Annotated in this window: 15 protein-coding genes; 9 read left to right on the forward strand and 6 right to left on the reverse strand. The window is 46.3% G+C overall.

Translation table 11 applies throughout. From position 1 onward, the window contains the following. On the forward strand, positions 1-568 hold a 568-nt coding region (locus BM101_RS10400), incomplete at its 5' end, for a family 1 glycosylhydrolase (RefSeq protein WP_143084458.1). A gap of 11 nt (positions 569-579) precedes the next feature. Next, complete coding sequence (locus BM101_RS10405) at positions 580-1,989, forward strand: 6-phospho-beta-glucosidase (RefSeq protein ID WP_087033071.1); 1,410 nt, start codon at positions 580-582, stop codon at positions 1,987-1,989. A 67-nt stretch (positions 1,990-2,056) separates the two neighbouring features. On the opposite strand, the gene BM101_RS10410 is transcribed toward BM101_RS10405, so the two are convergent. Then, positions 2,057-2,920, reverse strand: coding sequence for a MurR/RpiR family transcriptional regulator (locus BM101_RS10410; RefSeq protein ID WP_087033073.1), 864 nt, complete (start codon positions 2,918-2,920; stop codon positions 2,057-2,059). A 191-nt stretch (positions 2,921-3,111) separates the two neighbouring features. Here BM101_RS10410 and BM101_RS10415 point away from each other — a divergent pair, with 191 nt between their 5' ends. Together BM101_RS10415 and BM101_RS10420 are read left to right on the forward strand one after the other, a co-directional pair. Beyond that, positions 3,112-4,128, forward strand: coding sequence for a Gfo/Idh/MocA family oxidoreductase (locus tag BM101_RS10415; protein WP_087033075.1), 1,017 nt, complete (start codon positions 3,112-3,114; stop codon positions 4,126-4,128). Between the two features lies 1 nt (position 4,129). Then, positions 4,130-5,131, forward strand: a complete 1,002-nt coding sequence (locus BM101_RS10420; RefSeq protein ID WP_087033077.1) for a Gfo/Idh/MocA family protein — start codon at positions 4,130-4,132, stop codon at positions 5,129-5,131. Between the two features lie 106 nt (positions 5,132-5,237). Here the strand turns inward: BM101_RS10420 and BM101_RS10425 are convergent, their stop codons facing one another. Then, complete coding sequence (locus tag BM101_RS10425; RefSeq protein ID WP_087033078.1) at positions 5,238-5,630, reverse strand: MerR family transcriptional regulator; 393 nt, start codon at positions 5,628-5,630, stop codon at positions 5,238-5,240. A 174-nt stretch (positions 5,631-5,804) separates the two neighbouring features. Between BM101_RS10425 and BM101_RS10430 the strand changes: the two genes are divergently transcribed. Further along, positions 5,805-6,995, forward strand: coding sequence for an MFS transporter (locus tag BM101_RS10430; RefSeq protein WP_218149923.1), 1,191 nt, complete (start codon positions 5,805-5,807; stop codon positions 6,993-6,995). Positions 6,996-7,409: 414 nt separating this feature from the next. On the opposite strand, the gene BM101_RS10435 is transcribed toward BM101_RS10430, so the two are convergent. Both BM101_RS10435 and BM101_RS10440 read right to left on the reverse strand, forming a co-directional pair. Further along, a complete protein-coding gene (locus BM101_RS10435) occupies positions 7,410-8,228 on the reverse strand; it encodes an aldo/keto reductase (protein ID WP_087033080.1) in 819 nt (272 codons plus the stop codon). Between the two features lie 326 nt (positions 8,229-8,554). Continuing rightward, a complete protein-coding gene (locus tag BM101_RS10440) occupies positions 8,555-9,574 on the reverse strand; it encodes an RNA-guided endonuclease InsQ/TnpB family protein (RefSeq protein ID WP_218149924.1) in 1,020 nt (339 codons plus the stop codon). 81 nt (positions 9,575-9,655) lie between these two features. On the opposite strand from BM101_RS10440, the gene BM101_RS10445 reads away from it, so the two are divergent. After that, positions 9,656-9,811 (forward strand): ribbon-helix-helix domain-containing protein, encoded by a 156-nt coding sequence (locus tag BM101_RS10445; protein WP_177194481.1) that lies wholly within the window; start codon positions 9,656-9,658, stop codon positions 9,809-9,811. 103 nt (positions 9,812-9,914) lie between these two features. Beyond that, the gene (locus BM101_RS10450) at positions 9,915-12,773 is read left to right on the forward strand and encodes a DEAD/DEAH box helicase (RefSeq protein ID WP_087033086.1); all 2,859 of its coding nucleotides are present in this window, start codon (positions 9,915-9,917) and stop codon (positions 12,771-12,773) included. Positions 12,774-12,840: 67 nt separating this feature from the next. On the opposite strand, the gene BM101_RS10455 is transcribed toward BM101_RS10450, so the two are convergent. Together BM101_RS10455 and BM101_RS10460 are read right to left on the reverse strand one after the other, a co-directional pair. Further along, positions 12,841-13,152, reverse strand: coding sequence for a hypothetical protein (locus BM101_RS10455; RefSeq protein WP_087033087.1), 312 nt, complete (start codon positions 13,150-13,152; stop codon positions 12,841-12,843). A gap of 382 nt (positions 13,153-13,534) precedes the next feature. Further along, positions 13,535-14,035, reverse strand: a complete 501-nt coding sequence (locus tag BM101_RS10460; RefSeq protein ID WP_087033088.1) for a hypothetical protein — start codon at positions 14,033-14,035, stop codon at positions 13,535-13,537. A gap of 491 nt (positions 14,036-14,526) precedes the next feature. On the opposite strand from BM101_RS10460, the gene BM101_RS14140 reads away from it, so the two are divergent. Together BM101_RS14140 and BM101_RS10465 are read left to right on the forward strand one after the other, a co-directional pair. Further along, positions 14,527-14,670 carry a hypothetical protein gene (locus BM101_RS14140; protein WP_177194482.1) on the forward strand — a complete coding sequence of 48 codons (144 nt, stop codon included), beginning with the start codon at positions 14,527-14,529 and terminating at the stop codon, positions 14,668-14,670. A 199-nt stretch (positions 14,671-14,869) separates the two neighbouring features. Then, positions 14,870-16,513 (forward strand): phosphoenolpyruvate carboxykinase (ATP), encoded by a 1,644-nt coding sequence (locus BM101_RS10465; RefSeq protein WP_087033089.1) that lies wholly within the window; start codon positions 14,870-14,872, stop codon positions 16,511-16,513. The last annotated feature ends 71 nt before the right edge of the window (positions 16,514-16,584 follow it).

The following is a 16,584-nucleotide window of genomic DNA, read 5'->3' on the forward strand; positions in this document are numbered from 1 at the left end:
GCCGGAAGACGAAGAGATCCTGAAGAACACAGTCGATTTCGTTTCCTTCAGCTACTACATGAGCTCGACCGAAACAGCAGATGAATCCAAGAAAGTGAAGGGTGCTGGGAATATCCTCGGCGGCGTGCTGAATCCTTACCTGGAAGCTTCCGAATGGGGCTGGCAGATCGATCCGAAGGGATTGCGCATCATCCTGAACACCTTCTGGGATCGCTACCAAAAACCTTTGTTCATCGTCGAAAACGGTTTGGGTGCAATCGATGAACTGGTCAAGGGCGAAGACGGCCAACTGACGGTCAACGATGACTACCGCATCAAGTACCTGAATGACCACTTGGTACAAGTTGCCGAAGCGATCGCGGACGGCGTCGATCTGATGGGCTATACGACTTGGGGCTGCATCGACTTGGTCAGCGCTTCTACTGCAGAGTTGAAAAAACGCTACGGCTTCATCTACGTGGACCGCAACGATGACGGATCGGGTACCTTGAACCGCTACAAGAAAAAGAGCTTCAACTGGTACAAAGAAGTCATCGCGACGAATGGCGCATCATTGACAGAAAAATAAGAGGTGTAAGCATGACAGCAGAAAAAAAATTTCCGGAGGGTTTCCTCTGGGGCGGCGCTACGGCGGCCAACCAATGCGAAGGGGCATGGGATGTGGACGGCAAAGGGCCGTCCGTCATCGATGCATTGACCTGTTCACGCGACTTTTCGGAACGCTTTGCTGGGGTCGGCGATTACTATCCTTCGCACGAAGGCATCGATTTTTACCATCACTATAAGGAAGACATCGCTCTTTTTGCCGAAATGGGCTTCAAAATCTACCGACTGTCCATCGCCTGGACGCGGATCTTCCCGCAAGGCGACGAGTCGGAGCCGAACGAAGCCGGGTTGGCGTTCTACGACAACGTATTCGCCGAAATGGCCAAATACGGCATCGAACCGCTGGTGACCATTTCCCATTTCGAGATGCCGCAATATCTGGTCGACCACTACGGCGGCTGGAGAAACCGCAAGCTGATCGGCTTCTTTGAAAGATATGCTACCACCTTGTTTGAACGCTACCAAGGAAAAGTCAACTATTGGCTGACCTTCAACGAAATCAATATGGCCACGTTCCTGCCGCAGATTTCGATCGGTTCGAAAGCTGAAGCGGGCGAAAGCCAGGAAGAAATCATGTATCAAGCCTTGCATCACCAATTCGTTGCCAGCGCTTTGGCGACGAAAGCGGCACGGGCGATTGATCCTGAGAACCGCATCGGCTGCATGATCGCTTATGCGCCGGTCTATCCACTATCCGCAAAACCGGAAGACGTATGGGCGGCACAACGGAAAGAAGAAGAGAAATTGTTTTTCTCGGATGTCCATGCCCGAGGTTACTACCCGCCGAGCAAACTGGCTTACTTCGCCACCAAGGGCATCAACGTCACATTCGAACAAGGCGACGAGGAAATCTTAGCCGCACATAAGGTCGATTTCATTTCCTTCAGCTACTATGCTTCCAGCGCAGCCAGCTTTGCGCAATCCGGCGTGCCGGGTGAAGGCAATGCCTTGATGGGCGAAAAGAATCCGTATTTGGCAGAATCAGAGTGGGGCTGGCAAGTCGATCCATTGGGTCTGCGCGTGGCCTTGAACACGTTCCATTCCCGTTACCAATTGCCGTTGATGGTGGTTGAAAACGGACTGGGCGCTGTGGATGAAATCGTCGACGGCAAAATCCATGATGGTTACCGCATCTCCTACCTCCGTGACCACGTCAAAGCGATGCGCGATGCGATCGTTCTGGATGGCGTGGAACTGATTGCCTACACCTCCTGGGGCTGCATCGATCTGGTCAGCGCCGGAACCGGCGAGATGGCCAAACGCTACGGCTACATCCATGTGGACCGCAACAACGACGGATCGGGAAGCTTCGACAGGCTTAAAAAGGATTCCTTCCATTGGTACAAAAAAGTGATTGAGAGCAATGGCTCGGATTTAGAATAAACAAAATGACCTCCAGCTAGTAAGTTGGGGGTCATTTTTTTGAGCTTATTAATGGATGCTGCAGCCTTCAGTGATCTAGCATATCCTTCGTTTTCAGCGTCTGGATCGACCGCGCCAACGCTTCTTTATTTTCAGTATAATCGATTTTATAAATGCAGGAATAGAGGACATTCAATACATATTCGAAGGCGATCTGGGAGGAAAAGGTCCCGATTTTTGCATGCTTCACCTCGTCGTCGGGGACGCCTATGCAAACCGTGCTCAACCGGGACAAGCGGCTTTGCGTCATGGCAGTGATCGTGATGAAGGGGATCGCCTTTTCCTTGAAGTATTGCGCCGCCTTCAGATAGTGTTCGAATTGCCCGTGGTAGGTCAGGAAAATGGCGCAATCATTTTTGTCCATGTTGGCGGTGTGGTAGGCCCATTCCGAAAGCTCCGTTGTGATGATGGCATACTTGTTCAGTTTGAACAATTTGTTTTGGAAACTCGTGGCACGGATCTGGGAATCGCCCAGCGCATAGATGAAGATGCGTTTCGCCTGATGCAGCAGGTGCGCACCTTGATTCAGCGTCTCGTTGTCCAGTTCGCCGTAGCACCGATCGATCGTCTCTTTCATCAACTCGGCGATGTCTTTGCCGATCTGAATCGGGGATTCGTTATATTGGAAAGGAATATTCGGGTCGACGTTGGAAACATCTTCCAGATCTTGTTGCAATTCCTGGACTAACTTAATTTTGAACTCCTTGAAGCCGCTGAGCCCTAATTTGCGGCTCAGACGGATGACGGCGGAGTGGGAGGAAAAGGTCTGTTTGGCCAGCTCCTGAATACTGAGATGGGCGATCGCTTCTTTGTTCGACAAGATAAAGGAAGCAATCGTCTCTTCCGTTTGGGTAAAATTTTGCATTTCCTGTAATTGGGTCAATAGTTTCATGTGGGTCACCTCGGATATAATTGTAGCAAAACAGCAACCGGAAATATATATCCTGAACATTTAGTCCACGATAAAAAGGAATAGCGCAAGTTAATGGTTACTAATGTACCGATTCTTCATGAAGGTGTTTACATTCTGTTGTATACCGCTAAAATGGAGATAGTAGAAAGAATCTTTTAGGGGGAGAAAATATGCTGACAATCGGATACATCGGAAACGGGAAAAGCACGAACCGTTATCATTTGCCTTTTTCTTTATCAAGAAAGAATATCAAGGTCAAAACAATCTATAGCCGGAATCCCGAAAAAAGTGATTGGGAAAAAATAGAAGGCATCCACTATACGGGAAATATCGAAGAAATCATGAAAGATGATGACATCCAACTGGTTGTGATCTGCACGTATACAGACTCCCATTATGAATATGCCAAAATGGCGTTGGATCACGGGAAAAATGTACTCGTCGAGAAACCCTTCATGTTGACGAGCGAAGAAGCGATCGCCATTTTTAACTATGCAAAAGAAAAAGGCTTGTTTATCCAATGCTATCAAAACAGAAGATATGATTCCGATTTTTTGACGACGCAAAAGGTGATCGAAAGCGGCAAACTAGGGGAGCTGCTGGAGGTCGAAATGCATTTCGACTACTATCGGCCGGAGATTCCCAATTCCGTTACCCAATTTTCTAAACACAGCAGCTATCTCTATGGGCATGGCTGCCATACCATCGATCAGGTCCTTGGCTATTTCGGCAAGCCGGACAACATCCATTACGATGTGCGGCAATTATTAGGGGCGGGAAGAATGAACGATTACTTTGACCTGGATTTTTATTATCAAAGCCTGAAGGTCTCCGTCAAATCCAGCTATTTCAGATTGAAGGAACGCCCTAGCTTTGTGGTGTACGGTAAAAAGGGCATGTTCGTCAAACAGACAAAAGACAGACAGGAAGAACACCTGAAGTTATTCCATATGCTGAACCATTCCGATTTCGGGATCGACTTGCCGGAACATTACGGGGTCCTGACCTATATGGACGATGAGGGGATCTATCACGAAGAAAAAGTGGTTTCCGAAAAGGGGGACTATGCGCGGGTCTACGACGATGTCTACAACGCAATCGTGAATGGGAAAGAAAAAGTGACCAAGGATGAAGAAACAATCCTGCAGATGGAGATATTAGAAAAAGGGATAGAAGGGTGTCGTTAACATGAGATTAGGCATCGTCGGCGCAGGCCAAATCGTACAGGATTTATTGAACTTCATCCAGGAGGTTCCGAATATTGAACTTCATGCCATTTGTGCAACAAAACAGGAAGAAGGGAAGCTTCTAGAACTGCAAACGAACCATTCCATCGCAAAGGTCTACTTGGATTACCAAGAACTTTTGCGGGATGAGGAAGTGGACACCATCTACATCGCCTTGCCGAACCACCTGCACTACACCTTCTCGAAGGAAGCGCTCCTGAAGGGCAAGCATGTGATCTGCGAAAAACCATTCACTTCCAATTTGCGGGATTTCGAGGAATTGAGCGTCTTGGCCCAAGAGCAGGGGCTGATTTTGCTGGAGGCCATCACGACGCAATACTTGAAGAACTACCTATCCATCAAAGAAAAAATTGCTGGACTCGGGGACATCAAAATCGTGGAATGCAACTATTCGCAATACTCGTCCCGCTATGATGCCTTCAAAAGGGGAGAAGTATTGCCGGCATTCAATCCGAAAATGGCCGGCGGCGCCCTGATGGACCTCAACATCTACAATATCCACTTTGTAGTCGGAATGTTCGGCCAACCGAAGGACGTCCAGTACTTCGCGAACATGGAACGGGGAGTCGACACATCGGGGATACTGATGCTCGATTACGGCACTTTCAAATGTGTCTGCATCGGTTCGAAGGACAGCAAGGCGCCCGTTTCAGCCAACATCCAGGGGGATAAAGGCTGCATCCACTTGAATGGTCCAGCCAACGTCTGCGATTCGTTTGATCTATTACTGAATGATGGATCAGCGACAGCATTCGATGAGAAAGATCACCCGCATCGCATGTATGATGAATTCGTGGCATTCGAACGGATCATCCGCCAAAAGGATACTGTCAAAGCTGAAGCCATGCTGGCGAACAGCCGATCCGTCATGCAAGTGATCGAGAAGGCCAAAGCCTCGGCCGGACTTTTATTCGGTGCAGAAGTGCAAGCTGAACAAAATTAGTCAAGGCGGATTCGTTGCCATGGGAGAAGATCCCGCATTTTCTTGCCGAAATATTGAAGAGCGTGGTGCATAGATCATCGGGAATGATTTATGCGCCACGCTCTTTTTACCATTTGTCGGGATTGCTGTTATCGGGAATAAGATGGTTCATAACATATTCATAGTTATTCGCTTTATTCGTAATGGATTCAGCTTTTTGGGTTATCTCAATTAGCTTGGCATCCACGATTTCTTTTTGCTTCAAAATTATCTCGTAGCGCTCCCTTATGGTAGAATCACCCTGTAGACACAGGTCGACGTATGCCTTGATTACCTCTATCGACATCCCGCAGCCCCTCAGGATTTGCGCGCCTTTTAGCCAATGAATGGATTTTTCGTCAAAAAGCCTGTTGTTGTTTTGATTGCGCTGAAGACTTGGAACGAGTCCTTTGTCTGTATAGAACCTGATGGTATGTTCAGTCATACCGAGCATTTTGGAAACTTCTTTGACGGTATACATTTTAAATCCCCCTGCAAAATATATTGAAAAACTCCTTGACTTCGTGTAACTCGAAGATGGTAGAGTCATTATATCAAAGGAACGCTGTTAATGCGAAGATATGATAACGATTTTTTCGTAGCTTTATTTCCATGATAGCAATATCACTAATTTACAAAAGGAGTAGTAAACACAATGGAAGAAACAATTGAAGATACAATGGACATCAAAGGCAAAATTTATTTGCTGACGTTCGTAAGTTTCCTAGTCGGCACGTTGCAATTCGTCATCGGGGGCATCCTGGATAAAGTGGCTCTTTCGGTAGGCGTTTCGGTATCCACAGTGGGACAGGTCATCACAGCTTTTTCGCTGGCCGCCGCCATCGGCACGCCAATCTTCATGATGGCGACCGCGAAGATGGATAGACGCAAGCAACTGCTGATCGGTCTTGCTGCGATATTGCTCAGCACAATTTCTACGATAGCCTTGCCTGGATTCGGGTTCCTGATGTTTTCCCGTATCATACTTGGCGTAGGGACGGGGATTTACAACATAAGCGCTTATGCAATCATCGCCAAGATGGCTCCTCCCGGACGGCAGGCCATGGCTTTGTCGAACCTCGCAATGGGAGCCAGCGCCGCCCTGGTCATTGGTGTTCCGATTGCCCGTGTTGTGGCCGCTGTTTATGATTGGAGAATCATCTTCCTGGTCATCGGCATCCTGACCCTGCTGTCAATCGTTGCCGTAATACGCATGATTCCAACCGCGGCAGGTGAAGCGCCGATTCCGCTTAGTCAACAACTTTCACTGTTGAAGAACCCCAAGATAACTGTGGCCCTCAGCGTATCGTTTTTTATGTTTGTCGCCTATTCGATCGTCAATTCGTACACGACTCCTTTTCTTCTATCGGTTATGCCGTCGATGGAATCCCGCATAAGTGTCATTCTCCTTTTATTAGGGGTCGCTAGCTTGGTCGGTTCCAAGCTGGGTGGCTTTTTGGCGGATCGGATGGGTGCCGCCCGTACCTTGGTGGGAGGAATGATTGTACAAGCCATTGCGCTGATGATGATCCCTATCTTTTCCGGATCGGTAATTGCCACCGTTTCCTTGCTGATTATCTGGGCCATAGCCGCCTGGATATGCGGACCGACCCTGAACTTCAATCTGGTCTCCCTTGCACCGGAAGCGTCGGGTATCATGCTCAGCCTGAACAGCACCTTCATCCAGTTCGGCTTTGCTGCTGGTGCTGCGATAGGGGGAATCGTCGTGGGAAGTGCGTCGATAATGGCAATCATGTGGACAGGTGCTGCCTCGGTAGCCTTTGCCGCCATCGTGGGAATGGTTTCCTTCGGCCTTGCTCCATCCCGCAAAAATACTCCTCTATAACATAGAAAACCGCATTAAAATGGATCTGAACGTCCATTTTAATGCGGTTTTTTGTTTCTTCGGATGGGTGCCGGATTCGCACTGATCATTCTGGATGCACGGTTTCAGGGAAGTTGCCAAGAAACCGAATAATGCAAGCCTATTCGGCTTTCTGAACAGAATTTTCCGCGCATTATCGAATACCCACTAGTTATTCGATTACATGCTCTTCATGCACATCCTTATTATCGAATAACAATAGCTTATTCGGTTTCCTGATCAGAATCTTATAGAAATTACCGAATATAACACGTTTATCCGCTTTTCCGGACGTAATCCCGCGGCCATCTTATACGGATGGACATGCCCGTGCTGCATCAAATCTAAAAAAGAGTGCCTCCATATTAAGGAAGCACTCTCTAAACGTGTGATGATTTATTTTGCGCGGACATCCTTCAGGGCGTCCAAAATAGCCACATCTTCAGGTGAAATGGTGAAATCCAGCTGCGCATTTTCGATGATGCGCGCTTCGTGCGTGGACTTCGGCAGAGGCAACGTATCCTTCTCCAGGCAGTAACGGATGGATAGTTGCGCCGGCGTCACGCCATATTTTTCAGCCATCTGCTTGATTTCAGTGCTGTCCAGAATTGCCCCGGTAGCCAAAGGCGAATAGGCTTCGACAACGATGTTATGCGATTTGCAGAAAGCCAGCAGGCCCGTTTGGTCACGGCCGATGTAGAATGGGATTTGGTTCGCCATCGGCACGATGTCGCAGTTGTCCAGGATAGCTTGCAAGTCTTTGATGGCGAAGTTCGAAACCCCGATTGCGCGGATCCGACCTTCGTCATAGAGCTGTTCCATGGCTTTCCAGACTTGGATATTGCCTTCGGTGCAGTCTTTGCCGATTTCGTCCCATGGCCAAGGCGCATGAATCAGATAAAGGTCCAAATAATCCAAACCAAGATTGCTCATGGTTTCTTCAAAGTGCTGCAACGCACCGTCGAAATCTTTCACTTGTGCGGGCAGCTTGCTGGTCACAAACACTTCTTCGCGGGCAATGCCGAAGTCGCGGATCGCTTTCCCTACATTCTCTTCATTATGATAGGCATGCGCCGTATCGATATGCGTATAGCCGTTCTTCAGAGCCATGGTCACCGCCGCATAGGCTTCTTCGTTGGGGATTTGCCATGTCCCGAAGCCGATACGGGGAATCGTTACACCATTATAAAACGTGAATACATCTTTATTTGTCATACGCGAATACCTCCTGATATGATAACGTTTACTAAAGTTCAGTTTAGAACAGTTGGGGGCCGATGTAAAAGAATACAACTTGAAAATCGAAAAAACGACAATAATGTAATATGCGTAAATAGAATAATTATCTCTACAAGATCTATTGACACTCCCACGGCTAAAGCCGCAAGTCCCACACCTTACGGTGCTAGAATGGGATTCTTGAGTACCTTAACGAACGCAGGCCATTTCTGTTTTGTCCGGTCTCAAGTTTAGGGTGTGCCATCACCCCTCCCAAGGCAGGTCTCTTGGACCCTTGGGCACCCAGACTGTTACCATCTGGATTAGATTGTTCTGGCGATGTTCAGGGCGCCGACCCTGTCGCGATGGGAGTGATACCCGCAGCCGCAGTTATAGTTCCGGTCTTCCACTTTGTTCCGTTCCCCGCACGTTGGGCAGGTTTGGGACGTGTATCCGGGATCGATGTAGACTGCCTGTATCCCGAGTTCGCGCGCCTTGTATTCAATGAAGGAAGACAACTCGTAGAAGGTCCAACTGTGCAGGTTCGCTTTGTTTTTTCCTCTTAGCCTTGAGGTCCGACGGATGCCGGAAAGCTTTTCCAGATGGATGGTGCCGCAGTTGTTTTCCATTGCGTACGTGACGATCTGCCGGGAAAGCTTGTGATTGATGTCCCGCATAATTCTGGCTTCCTTGTCATTTATGTTCTTGATTGCGTTAAGTTTTTTCTTTTTGCCCAATTGACGTCGGAGTTCTTTGTATTTCCTTCGGAGGCACTTGTTTTGTCGGCCGTTGCCGAAGAATTGGGTCTTCCCACTGGAAGCGACCACGCCGACCGCCGGGCAAAGGATGCCCAAATCCACGCCGAGTATCCCGTCACCAACAAATTCCTCCGCTTCGGTATAAACAGAAATTTGCGCCATCCAATGGAAACCTTTCTTCGTGATCCGCAATGCCCCCAGTTTGGAACGGGAAAGCACCCTGAACAGCTCTTCCGGGATGACGGCCTTGATGGCCGTCTTCTTGGTTTTGCCGTCCATCATAAGCGGAAAACGGATAGCCTTTTCATCCACCGAAAAATTCTGATTGTTGTACGAAAGCATCGGTTTTTTGAAGACGCATTTGCCGAATTGTTTGTGCTTGCATTTGGCGTATCGGATCAATTCATTTTTCAGGACTGAAGGAATATCCGCTTCGATGTCTTTCGAGGTGACCTTTGGAAACCTTTCTTCGCTGATTGCCTGTTGGACCAATACGTTTGCCTGTTGGATATACACTAATGAGAGCCGTTTCAGTTCGGCGGCCTGGGACTTTATCGGTTTCAATTTGATTTTGACCGTCCTCATCCTTGACACCTCTTTCTGTCACTGGGTATACTCCTATTATACAGACAACTGTATAATACAACAAGAAAGATGGTGCCGGAAATGACCAAAAAAAGGATCAATCTGACCATAGCGGAACAGGTGTATAAAGACTTGAAAAAAAAGGCAATCGACGAAAACACGTCCGTGTCGCAACTGCTCGAACGGATCGCAAAGGAATACTTGGAAAAAGAGCAGCGCCTTTCATCCCGCCTCTAAAGGGGGTATTGATACACCGTGGTGGGCTTTCTCAGCGCCAAATTCGGTAATATATTTCCAATATGATAAACTGGTGAGTATAGAGAAAAAGCGAGGTGAAGCCATGTACTCCTTGATAACCAACAGCAAAAAAGGCACATTATTGGATGAATTAGTCCAATCTTTGGAAACGTGCCATCGCTTTTATTTGAACGTGGCCTTCATCAATTTTTCTGGTCTGCAACTCTTGCTGGATCCTATCCAAAAAGCTGCAGAGAATGGTGCAACAGGAAAAATACTGACAGGCACCTATTTGAATTTTACCGAACCATATGCGTTGACACGGTTAAAAGCCTTTCCGCATATCGATACCCGCATATTTGTCGCCACCCAACAAACAGGCTTCCACCCCAAAGCATACATTTTCGAATACGAAAATTATTATAAAGTCATCGTCGGTTCATCGAACATCACCCAACACGCCTTAAAGAGCAATATCGAATGGAATCTTCAGATCATCACCAAAGATGGCAATGAGGACGAGACCTTTATTTCGGAAATTATGGAAGCCTATTCCATGATTTGGGATAGCAGTGAAATATTGGATGATACATTCATCAATGATTACGCGCATTTTTTGAAGGAACGTAAAAAGGACCTTGTTGTACAAGAGTCTTTCCCCATGTTTTTTCAATTTACCCGCGGGCCATCGATCAAACCAAATATGATGCAAGAATTGGCGATGGAAAAATTGCTGCATTTGCGTGAGAAGCATCAGGAGAAAGCTTTGGTCATCGCTGCTACAGGTACGGGCAAAACGTATATGGCGGCTTTTGATGTGAAGCAAACAAAACCAGAGCGGCTTTTGTTCTTAGTGCATCGGGAAGACATCCTGCGAAAGGCTGAGTCGTCTTTTAAAAAAGTAATCAATCTGAAAGATAAATCGACCGGTATTTTATCTGGGACTTCCAAAGAGCATCAGGCTGATTATTTATTTGCGACGATCCATAGCATGAAGAATATTTATGAACAATATGAGCCGGATCACTTCGACTATATCATCGTGGATGAAGCGCACCATGCGACCAGTCCGAGATACGTTGAGGTTCTGGAGCATTTTAAACCAAAATTCCTGTTAGGTATGACCGCAACACCAGAGCGAACAGATGGCGGAAATATCTTTGACTTATTCGATAATAATGTGCCGATGGAAATCCGACTGCGTGACGCATTGGAATATGATTTGCTAGTGCCATTCCATTATTTTGGCATCACCGATGAATCCGGCGTCGACTTAAAGGATTCGGAGAATCTGACACCCGATCAAATTGCACAACGTCTCAGTGTTCATCGGAGGGTAGATTTCATCATTGAAAAAATGAACTACTATGGACATGATGGCTTGAAGCGCAAAGCGTTAGGGTTCTGCATGACCATTGCACATGCTGAATTTATGGCGGCGGAGTTCAATCAGCGCGGCATAAAGAGTATGGCGTTATCCGGACAGGACAGCGTGACGAAGAGAGAATCGTATACGAAATTATTGGAAGCGGAAGATTCTGATCTGGAAGTGATCTTTACGGTAGACATCTTCAATGAAGGGATCGATATACCAGGCGTCAATCTCGTGATGATGTTGCGGCCGACCCAATCTTCTATTGTCTTCACACAACAATTAGGGCGTGGCTTGCGCAAAAAAGACAACAAGGAATTCCTTACTGTTTTGGACTTCATCGGCAACTACAGCAAGAGCTTCCTGATTGCGATCGCTTTGAATGGTCGCCGCTTTTACGACAAGGACAGCGTCAAAACTTCAGTGAAACGAAATTTTTCGGATTTGCCGGGAGCAACCCACATCCAGTTGGATGAAATCAGCAAACAACAGATATTGGAGCAAATTGATTTTGAAAATTTCTCCACTTTGGCTTATTTAAAGAATACGTACAATGAATTCAAAAACTTGAATAGCGGGAGAATTCCTTGGCTATTGCAGGATTATTTAAAGATCGATTCCGCACCGGATCCGGTTAAATTTTTCTCCCGATCGGGAAGTTTCAAAGCGCGAAATTACATCGAATTTTTGGATAAAGTAGAACCGAATAATGCGCAAGTGATGGAACTGCTTGGAAATTCGTTGTTCATGTCGGTACTGACGGATTTATCGCAAAAATTGCCGTTAGTTCGGCTGCATGAAAATGTGCTCATAACCTATTTGCTGACGCATGAAACCTGTACGTTGGCAGCAGCAAAAACAGAATTATTGGCGTATTTGGATGCCGTCGATGACGAGACCATTCTACATGCTTTCCGAACCCTGAATATGGATTTTTCCGACAAAGGGGAATTGAAATCAACCAGGCCGTTGGCGATTTTGGATGATAGGAATGTGTTGCATCGGACGGAAGAATATTCGCTCATATTGGCCGATGAATGCTATCGTCCATTTATCGAAGATGTCCTTCATTACGGCAGAATGCGTTATTTAAAAACTTTCGGCTCACTAAACTATGGCATTCCTCATTTGAAACTGTACGAAGAGTACACGATGCGGGACATCGCCGTCGTTTCAAACTATAAAAAAATACACTCTTCCTTCCGAGGACAGGGCGTGCTGAAAAATGATGAAATCAATCATTACTTCTATTTTGTCGACCTGCATAAAGGTGACGACGTAGAAGAACGCGTGAACTACAAGGATAAGTTCATCAATACCAAGCAGTTCCAATGGGAATCGCCTAATGCCACAAAAGTAAACTCTGACCGAGGGCAAGACTTCATCAACGCGGAAAAGCGAGGCGTAACCCTGCATTTGTTCGCCCGAAAATTCAAAAAAATCGATAATGTGACTTCTAAATTCATCTATTTAGGCAAAATAAATCCATTGTCATACCGAAATGAAAAACCGATTGAGATTCAGTATAAGCTGCAAAACGAAGTGCCGTGGGAGTTGTATCAAGAGTTTGAACCGGAATTATTGAAATAAAAGAGAGTATCTTACTGCTTATAATTTTTATAAGAAATTTATCCGGATTCCATTTGCAAAGCTAATATCAAATCATCAAATCCAAATAGTCTGCTAAAAATAACCGCAACCCTTCTTCGTCTATAAAGCTGGTTTCGTTGCTTAGCGAATCGATATAGGTCAGCGCAAGTAGGTCGGGGGTACTCAGACATTTAGCGATGACACCTGGAATGTGGCGTTCGAAGTCTTCGATGACCGTTTCGTATAGATAAAGGCATTCATCGTAAAAGGCGATCTTGTATGCATCGTTGAAAAGGTCGGATTGATCTTTCCGTAATTCGGTTTGCTTGAACTGTTTATATTCATGGTGAAGTTGTTGCATCAATTTTTGGTAACGCATGATAATTCCTCCTTTAGGGGATCTGATCCTACGATCATTTTGGGGGAATTGCAAGAAAATTTCGATTTTAAAGATAATTGGCAACAAACATGAAATAAAAAACTACCGGAAGACTGGGGACTCGCAAAGGCGTGTCTTGGTCTTTCGGTAGTTTTTATGTTTTGTGGTGAGGATTTATTGCTTTTGATCACGTTGACTTATCGTCTGTCTGCATATGCCTATTACCGTAACTTAGAGACACTCATGACAGATTCTAGGGAATGTAGCGCCATAGTGGGTGATATTCTCCATAGAAAAAGATATCAACCAAGGAATCGTACAATACGAAGAAAAAGTAAAAAGGCTATCCGGGTGCTTATGTGATAAGCCTTTTTAAATACATTTAATCTAATGCAGGTTCAGCACCGTTATCCGATTGTTGGTGCATCTTCAACATAACCAAGCGTGCGATCGGCTGAGCAATCAAGGATTCAACAAAAAACGAGATGGCAAAATTTCTCGGCCATTTGTAAAAGAAGGTTGTAAAGGGCTCGATACTTATGTGGCGCGTACCGATCCATGTGCCGATGATCGTTAAGAAAATCGACATAAGAAAGACCGTGCACAGCGTGTTGATGATGATATGCGCGTTGAAGCTGTCGTCTTTGTGGACGAAATGTGATGTAAGCCAGTCCGCGGGTTTGTGGGTCGAAAGCACCAGAATGATTACGGAAAGCCAGATGAAGGGAAGGACTTTGATGGTGTCCGCCCAGACGTACAGGTGAAAACCCACTTCCAAGCAAGTAATAAGTGGGGCAATGATGTTGACCGATAGTATGGAAATGATTGCCAAAAATAAGGCGAATTCCTTTTTGTTTCGGGGCAGTTTCATAAAAAATTCCATTGATGATGAGCTCCTTTTTCAAAGTTATGTGCAAAAAAATACAGCACGAGACTAAGAAAGTCTCGTGCTGATCAATTTTACGCACTGGTTATTCATTTATGGTTATCATTATATAGCAAATAATATTGAAAATCAAGGAGAGCTTTTTGACTTGTCCTTGAGGCGGCAGAAACAGCAAGTGTCAATCTGATCAAGACGCTGCGGATGACACAATCCTCCACAAGCCTGAGCTGAGAAGAGGTATGCTTTCAAGGCAATGATGAATTTGGAACAAGTGTGTAGCTGTCTGATACGGAAAATGTTCTTCATCATATAAAGAACATTGAAAGAACAACACTTAGGCCGAAGCAAGTGCGATAATGAAGTCAATTAGCTGGGGTGTAGCGCAACGTGATAAATGGCACCGCTTATATAACGAAAATGGTTCCACTATTACACATAGTTCTCGATGAAATGAACGAGCAATCGCTTAGGGGGAAGGGGGGAACACAGTGAATATTGAATCAGATTATCTAGCCGAGGAAATCAGCTGCCTGAAAGAGATTTTGGATCAGGGTCTCATTACGCAGGCAGAATTTGAAGTTGTGAAGAAAAGCTTGATGGGAAATGAAATAGAATCCGTAATTTCTGTTTGAAAAAAGCCGGAGAAGCAGGGTGCTCAAAGGGGAACGACATTCAAATCCATCAGGGCGCCTCGGCCTATTCGAAAAGGAAGAAAGGGTGAACTTGTTTTTTTCTATCCAAACAGCAAAACAGGACAAGCACCCTTTGTAAGGAACAGTAAGTCTAAAAAATACGCGAATGAAGCTACCACAAAAAAGGGGGATATCCTATATGGCAACAATTGAAACATTCCAAAGATCAGAATTGAAGAAGTCCAATCCCTTGTTCACCAAGCTGCGGACGACAATCGAAACGGCTTTTTACGGCAGCAATATGCGTGAAGTGGGGGATATCGCGGAGGCCTATCACATGGCAAAAGAATCGCCTGGGGTCATCGTTACGGATCTGCCGGTCAAAGAGGCGGAGAAATTAGGGCTGCCTGCAGATGCGAAAGTCCTGGTGGAAAATGGCGGTAAAATAGTGGGAAGAACCGCCAGAGCCAGAAGGGTCGTCGGCGAGAACAAAGAAGAAGATGAAAAATTATTGGGGATCATCCGCGATGTGATCTATCAAAACCGCACCAAAACGTACCACAAAGCAACCGGATACGTCGGCTTGGATGAGGACTTCATCATAAAGGCGCATATCGCTTTCCCGGAAGGTAATGAGAATAACCTTTATTCCTGGTTGTTGAACTTCCAATGGGCCAATGATGCATACAATGAATTGTACGCGCGTTCAAAAAAATACGCTGAGGGCGATATCTACATCTATGCGGATCCCGATTGGCGCCATCCCGATTATCCAATGGGGCTAGCCTATTTCGAGCCGGATCGGAATGTCGCCTGCATTCTCGGTATGCAATATTTTGGCGAATTCAAAAAAGGCACCTTGTCTTTGGCGTGGGGGACTGCCCATCGGAACGGCTATGTCTCTTGTCATGGTGGCCTGAAGAAATTTGTTTTGGAAGACAGAAAACGCGTCTTTGCTTTCTTCGGCTTATCCGGCTCCGGGAAGTCGACGCTTACCCATTCGAAACACAACAATAAATACACCGTGAAGGTATTGCATGATGATGCCTTCATCATCGATCTAGCGGATGGCTCGTCTATCGCGCTTGAGCCTTCCTACTTCGATAAGACCCAGGATTATCCGGCCGACCATCCTGAACAAGAGTATTTTATGACGGTGCAGAACGTCGGCGTCACCAAAGACGTGGATGACAACATCGTATTGGTCACGGAGGACATCCGCAATGGGAACGGACGGACAGTGAAATCACGATACGCCACACCGAACCGGGTGGATAAGTTCCACTCGCCGATCGAAGCGGTCTATTGGATCATGAAGGATGAATCCTTGCCTCCGCTTATCAAGATTGAGGATGCAGTTCTGGCTGCTACTTTCGGCGCCACGTTGGCGACGAAAAGATCGACTGCCGAAACAATCAAGAACGGGGAAAACCGGGATAAACTGGTCATCGAACCCTATGCCAACCCATTCCGCGTCTATCCCTTGATCGAAGATTATGAGGATTTCAAAAAGTTGCTGAGCAGGGATTCGATTGATTGCTACATCATCAATACAGGAGCATTCTTGGATAAGGACATCACGAAAGACGTAACCCTGGGCGTGATCGAAAGCATCGTCGAGGATACCGCCACCTTCAAGCCGTTCGGGGAAGGCACCGGTTTGGCCTACTTGGAAGTCCCGGGCTATGAACCGCCATTGGATAGCGAGGATTACCAAGCATTGGTCAAAGAACGGATGATCATGCGGAAAGATTTCCTGGTATCCTTCAACGGGGCCAACCAAGCTTATCCGCTCCCGGAAGAAGCCATAAACGCTATGGATAAGATCATCGCATCCATCTAAAAAATAGGAACCCACCGGCATCATCCAACCGTTCGGATAATGCTATTGGGTTCCTGGTGTTTTAGCTTGGC

Source organism: Trichococcus palustris (assembly GCF_900114465.1).
Classification (GTDB): domain Bacteria; phylum Bacillota; class Bacilli; order Lactobacillales; family Aerococcaceae; genus Trichococcus; species Trichococcus palustris.